The organism is Ruegeria sp. YKSF57 (genome assembly GCF_059612585.1).
This window is the reverse complement of sequence record NZ_JBXWQW010000095.1, coordinates 1-5,635: the sequence shown is the minus strand read 5'-3', so window position 1 is coordinate 5,635 and position 5,635 is coordinate 1. Positions and strand designations below refer to the sequence as shown.

The 5,635-nt window shown below is 57.0% G+C and carries 6 protein-coding genes; 5 read left to right on the top strand and 1 reads right to left on the bottom strand.

The window, feature by feature from the left end; all coding sequences use genetic code 11:
- The 4 genes from AC2FLX_RS21755 to AC2FLX_RS21740 form a co-directional block, all read left to right on the top strand.
- On the top strand, positions 1-435 hold a 435-nt coding region (locus tag AC2FLX_RS21755), incomplete at its 5' end, for a hypothetical protein (protein WP_496875554.1).
- A 254-nt stretch (positions 436-689) separates the two neighbouring features.
- On the top strand, positions 690-1,742 hold the full coding sequence (locus AC2FLX_RS21750; protein ID WP_075571766.1) for a replication initiator protein A: 1,053 nt from the start codon (positions 690-692) through the stop codon (positions 1,740-1,742).
- Positions 1,743-1,824: 82 nt separating this feature from the next.
- The gene (locus AC2FLX_RS21745; protein WP_037239034.1) at positions 1,825-2,493 is read left to right on the top strand and encodes a ParA family protein; all 669 of its coding nucleotides are present in this window, start codon (positions 1,825-1,827) and stop codon (positions 2,491-2,493) included.
- The gene (locus tag AC2FLX_RS21740) at positions 2,475-2,768 is read left to right on the top strand and encodes a hypothetical protein (RefSeq protein ID WP_037239032.1); all 294 of its coding nucleotides are present in this window, start codon (positions 2,475-2,477) and stop codon (positions 2,766-2,768) included. The genes AC2FLX_RS21745 and AC2FLX_RS21740 overlap by 19 nt, the downstream gene beginning before the upstream one ends.
- A 152-nt stretch (positions 2,769-2,920) precedes the next feature.
- Here the strand turns inward: AC2FLX_RS21740 and AC2FLX_RS21735 are convergent, their stop codons facing one another.
- Complete coding sequence (locus AC2FLX_RS21735) at positions 2,921-4,099, bottom strand: IS5-like element ISRssp10 family transposase (RefSeq protein WP_008281741.1); 1,179 nt, start codon at positions 4,097-4,099, stop codon at positions 2,921-2,923.
- Positions 4,100-4,369: 270 nt separating this feature from the next.
- Here AC2FLX_RS21735 and AC2FLX_RS21730 point away from each other — a divergent pair, with 270 nt between their 5' ends.
- A complete protein-coding gene (locus tag AC2FLX_RS21730) occupies positions 4,370-5,581 on the top strand; it encodes an IS256 family transposase (RefSeq protein WP_037239075.1) in 1,212 nt (403 codons plus the stop codon).
- The last annotated feature ends 54 nt before the right edge of the window (positions 5,582-5,635 follow it).

Genomic DNA, 5,635 nt, shown 5'->3' with positions numbered 1-5,635 from the left:
GTGGCGGACAAGCAGATCAAGGTCGCGACAGAAGCGCGGATCGCGGCCTTCGCCGCACGGGACCAAACCAATCCGAAAAAATACGGGGATCTTCTGGGCCAGACCCTCGACAGCCACCTGGGCGCAACGGCAGACGCGATGACCGAGATTGTCAGACGCCTTGGCGTCCAGACGGACAAGACCATCGGGGCCTTGGCCAAATCGGAAGATGACAGGTCCACAGCCTATCGAGCGGTGTTCGAACGGGAACAGAAAGCGGCTCGCCTTAAAAGCCGCCTGCCCTGGTTTGGTCTGGGTGCATTGGTTGTGGCCCTGGTGCTGACGGTGACGCTTCCTCGTTTCTTGGCCAGCAACGCGTCCACATGTGCTGTCCTTGGGGCGTCCTGGACCACGACAACCACGGGTGTCGATGCCTGCGTGTTCTATCGACGGTGAGTGGTCATGTGATGGGGATGATCAGCTCTGCCTGAGAACTTGTGTGTTATATATGTGTTATAGAAGGTGTTACGAGAATCGCCATCTCCGCAACACACTGATTTCGTTGTTCTATTTCACTATATTTCAGCCTGCCGGTGTGTAGAGTATCGAAGAAAGGTGGGTAGACTATCGAAGAAAGGTGTGTAGAGTATCGAATAATGCACGCCTCTGGTGGGCAGACTGTCGAATAATGGTGGGTAGATTATCGAATAATGGCACGACCCCGGAAAAGAACAGCTTTGCTACCGCAGCGGCACACTGAGCCGGACCTGTTTGTCTGTGACATCTTGGATGCCACGCCCAAGAGTGACCGCGCCTCTATGGAACACCCCCTGTTTTCGCTTTCGGTCAAAAAGGACCTGGCCGCGTTCGAGTACGAACAAGGCAACGTGAAGGTGAAGATCACGCCAGCGGCTGAGGAAGGCCGTGCAAATGTCTTCGATAGGGATATTCTGATTTATGTTTTGAGCCAACTCATGGCCGCGAAGAACGAAGGTCAGGAGATCGGTCGTCGTGTCCGGATTTCAGCCCATGATCTGCTGAAGGCCACAAACCGCCATACTACCGGACAGGCCTACGCAACGCTTCGACGTGCCCTCACCCGTCTTCAGTTTACGCAGATCGAGACGAACATTCATGATCATGGCTTAGGCGAATGGCGTTCGATTTCATTCATCACCGACGCGCGGATCGTCAAGGAGGACTCCACAGGACGCCTTCTCAGCGTGGAACTGGAAATGGGTGACTGGCTCGTCAAGGCAATCGAGAACAAGAATGTGCTAACACTTAACAAAGCATATTTTCAGCTTCGCAAACCTTTGGAGCGGCGCTTGTATGAGTTGGCACGAAAGCACTGCGGAAAGCAGGATGTCTGGCGGATCGGGCTAGATAAGCTGCAACACAAGACAGGCTCTACATCTACAGCAAAAGAGTTCAAACGCCTTGTAAAGGCGATCTGCAGGGCAGATGAGGCTCAGTCCCACATGCCCGATTATCGCTTCAGGCTTTTGCATGATGTACTGGAAATTACTCCAAAGCCCGAGTTCCTAGAGATTTACGGCGATAGCCCATCGTTCGCCTCAGATGTATCGGTGCGTTTGTCTTCTGATGCCTACGATCAGGCTCGAAAGGCTGCTCCCACATGGGATGTCTATGCGCTTGAGCAGGAATGGCGGATGTGGATGAACGACCCACCACGTCACCCGGATGCCGCTTTTATAGGGTTTTGTCGGAAATGGTATGAGCGCAAGGGCAAGGCTCCATAACACTTAACAGATACCTGATATCTGTTAAGTGTTGACAGTTATTGGTTAAGGGTTAAGGGTTAAGGGAAAATGGAGGCAGGCCATGACGCAGGTTATCAGCGTAGTGCAAGAAAAGGGCGGCGCGGGAAAAACGACACTTCTGACGGCCATCGCAAGCCTGATGGTTCAGGATGGTGCAAGGGTCGCCGTGATTGACACAGACCCTCAGCGGCACTTGGAATCGTGGGCAAAAAAAGAACAGACCGATCTCGACTGGCTATACGAAGAAGATGACGAAAAGCTTCTGCCAACCGTCAAGGCATTGAAGAAGGCTGATCCGCCGTATGACGCAATCTTTGTGGATACAGCAGGCTTCAAGTCAGCAATGGCAATGCACGCCATCGCGGCCGCCAATCTCATCCTGATACCATCGAAGGCCAACGAAGCTGACGCCAAGGGAGCCAAGCGAACCTATTCACATGTTCAAAGTGTTGCTGAGACAATGGAAAAGGAGATTCCGGCCCTGGTCGTGATGATGGACGTGGATACACAAACAAACATCACGCAGGCCATTGTCGATGCCCTCGATGCCCAGAATGTGCCTCGGCTCAACGCTATGTGCGCGCACCGGACAGGGTTCAAGGAAATGACGTCTACAGGGCAAGCCCCACAAGGATCGGCGCGTCGGTCGGCTCAGTCGGTGCTGGCGGACTTGCAGGGCAGGGGCCTCATCAGTTTCTACAGGAGCGGGTCATGGCCAAAGTCAGCGTAAACCTCGATGATGATCTGGATGCTGACAACAGCTCGAAGAAGTTGAAGGCAATGGCGGCACCTTTGCCAAGTGTCAGCAAAGCAAAATCATCTGCGATGAAGGACGCCCCGCGTGTCCAGTTCTCTTTCACGAATGTGCCAGAACCCATCAAGGAAGCTTTTGCGGCAGAGGCAACGAGGCGCGGGCTTACTAAGAAAGAACTTTTGTATGAATGTCTTAGGGCCGGAGGTATCAACATCCCTGCAACTTCAGAGATAGATGGCCGCAGGCGATAACAGATAACAGTTATCAACGAGTGTTCTTTGATCTGATAGCTTAAGCTTAACAGGCTGCTGAAGAAGTCAGCCTTGAAGGACGTTATTCTTCCCCCACGGTTTGAAGGTGGCTCTTTGCGACTGCGGACGCCGGGTCGGGTTTGCCCCCTTCGTCAGGGGGCAAGGAGTTTCGGTAGTCTGGCCAGATTGCAGGCTGCCATGGTCATTGTGAATTGGGCGCGGACCCTGTCGAGGCCGCGATGAACAGTCTGGGCCATGCCGCCCACGGTCTTGGCCCAGCCAAAGGGTTCCTCGATCTTCTTCCGGCGCCGCTGTGACAAGGCATAACCGGGATGCTGGGTGGTTCGCCCGTCGATTGCGGAACTCCGGGCCTTCTGCGCGACATGTGGCGTCACAACCATGCGCCTGAGTGCGGCAACAAAGTTGGCGCTGTCATATCCCTTGTCTGCTCCAAGCGTCAGGCGCCGGGTCGAGCCAGGGGAGTGTCGGTTGATCATCTCGAGGGCCGCCTTGCGCTCGCCGTAACCATCGGCATGGGTCAAATCGGCCTGCACGATCAGCCCGTTGCGGTTCTCCATCAGCGTATGTCCCATGAAGCACAATGTCGCCGCGGCACCCGGTGCCTTCTTGTAGAGACGGGCATCGGGGTCCGTCACAGAGATGTGGGTTGCGTTCGAGCGCTTCTGGCCCCGGAAGTTCACTGCGGCGTTGCGGATATGGCGGGGCGTGTCGGGCATCGGCTGCGTTTCTGTCTGCTGGGGCTGCGGTTCGGTGTTTGCGAAGGTCGCGTCGGCCGGTGGTGGCGGTCCGCCAGGATCATCGTCATGCGGTGGCGGCGCGCTGTTCCTGGGCTGAAAGCTCTTCATGGACGCCCACGCCTTGACCAAAGTGCCGTCTACCGAGAAGTGTTCATCCGAGAGGAGCGGACGGACCTCCGGGTGCGCCAGGATCGCCGCCATCAGCTTGCGCGACATGTCGGTCGTCAGCAGCCGATCGCGGTTCTTGGTAAACACCGTAGGAACCCAGACCGGATCGTCGATGCCAAGGCCGACGAACCACCGAAACAGCAGGTTATAGTTCATCTGTTCCATCAGCTGCCGTTCCGAGCGGATCGAGAACAGGAGCTGAAGAAGGCTCGCACGGATCAGTCGCTCCGGCGCGATGGAGGGGCGGCCAAAATCGGTGTAGAGCGCGGCGAACTCGGCATCCAGGCTGGCCAGCGCGTCATTGACGACCCGACGGATCAACCGCAGCGGATGACGATCCGGAACCCGCTGCTCAAGATCAACATAGCTGAACAGCGACCCGCTTGCCTCGTCCGTCCCACGCATCGCCACCTCCTGCTGCCGCTGCCATGCCGGAAGTGAATCATGTTCTCATAACCGCGTCGAGGGCCGACTTTTTCAGCAGCCTGTTAATCATCCCAATAATCTGCGCCTCGGTAAAACGGCTCTTTCGCATATGTTTGCTCCTTCATGGTTGAGCAAACTCTACATTAAAGTGAGGGATCTCGCGGGGGGCAGGTCAGTCGCTTGGCGGCCATGGTTGTTCTTCGGTTAAGGTTTGGTTTGCGGACCCAACTTTGACCGAGGAGAACGACCATGACCAAGAACAGTCTGTCAGATACTGCCGCACTGCGTGCGCTTTTGTCGGAGTCATCTGACAGCAACCTGCTTGCCGAGATGCTCGGGTTCGTCGCCGACCGCCTCATGGCGCTGGATGTCGATCAGCTCTGCGGTGCCAGCGCGCACGAGCGAAGCAGCGACCGCATGAACCATCGCAACGGATACCGGTCCCGAGCTTGGGAGACGCGTGCAGGAAGGGTCGACGTAAAGATCCCAAAGCTGCGTAAAGGCAGCTACCTGCCCGAGTTCCTTGAGCCCCGCCGGGCGGCGGAGAAAGCCATGACGGCCGTCATTCAAGAGGCCTATGTTCAGGGCCTATCGACGCGCTCCGTGGATGATCTGGTCAAGGCGATGGGAATGACTGGCGTATCGAAGAGCCAGGTCTCGCGGCTCTGCGGCGAAATTGATGAACGCGTCGATGCATTCCTGAACCGCCCGCTGGAAGGCGAATGGCCCTATCTCTGGCTTGACGCGACTTACATCAAGGTCCGCCGCGGCGGTCGGATCGTCAGCGTCGCTGCCATAGTGGCCGTGGCGGTTAATCTGGATGGACGCCGCGAGGTTCTGGGCATCGCTGTCCAGCCCAGTGAGGCCGAGGTCTTCTGGGACGAGTTCTTGCGTTCTCTGGCCGATCGCGGACTGCGCGGCACCCGTCTAATCATCGCCGACGACCACAAGGGACTGAAAGCCGCCGCCGCAAAGGTGCTCGGTGCGACAGTCCAGCGCTGCCGCGTCCACTTTATGCGCAACGCACTTGCCTGCGTCGGCAAGAAGGACAAGCCCATCGTCACTGCGGCGCTCCGGACGGCCTTCGACCAAGACACGCTCACAGCTTCGAAAGAGCACTGGGCCAAGTTGCTCGACGCCTTCGAACCGCGGCATGCCAAGCTTGCAGAGCTGATGCGCCGTGCGGAGGATGACGTGCTGGCCTACAAGAGTTTCCCCCGCGAGCACTGGGTCAAGATTCACAGCACCAACCCGCTTGAACGCCTCAACAAAGAGATCAAGCGGCGGACCAACGTCGTCGGGATCTTTCCCAATGAAGCCGCAGTCACACGATTGGTCGGAGCACTGATGCTGGAGCAAAATGATGAATGGGCGATCACGCGGCGCTACATGACACTGGAAACCGTCGCCGCCATTTGCGACACTACCCCAATGGACCCGGCGACAATCGCCGCCCTGTAACTGCGGCCAAGCCAAGGCCGAAGAACAAAGTTACACCATTCCTTGGGACACTAT

What these genes read in the sequence shown, in the direction of transcription:
- AC2FLX_RS21750 (WP_075571766.1), top strand. Translation starts at nt 690, where the DNA reads ATGGCACGACCCCGGAAAAGAACAGCTTTGCTACCGCAGCGGCACACT.
- AC2FLX_RS21745 (WP_037239034.1), top strand. Translation starts at nt 1,825, where the DNA reads ATGACGCAGGTTATCAGCGTAGTGCAAGAAAAGGGCGGCGCGGGAAAA.
- AC2FLX_RS21740 (WP_037239032.1), top strand. Translation starts at nt 2,475, where the DNA reads ATGGCCAAAGTCAGCGTAAACCTCGATGATGATCTGGATGCTGACAAC.
- AC2FLX_RS21735 (WP_008281741.1), bottom strand. Translation starts at nt 4,099, where the DNA reads ATGCGTGGGACGGACGAGGCAAGCGGGTCGCTGTTCAGCTATGTTGAT.
- AC2FLX_RS21730 (WP_037239075.1), top strand. Translation starts at nt 4,370, where the DNA reads ATGACCAAGAACAGTCTGTCAGATACTGCCGCACTGCGTGCGCTTTTG.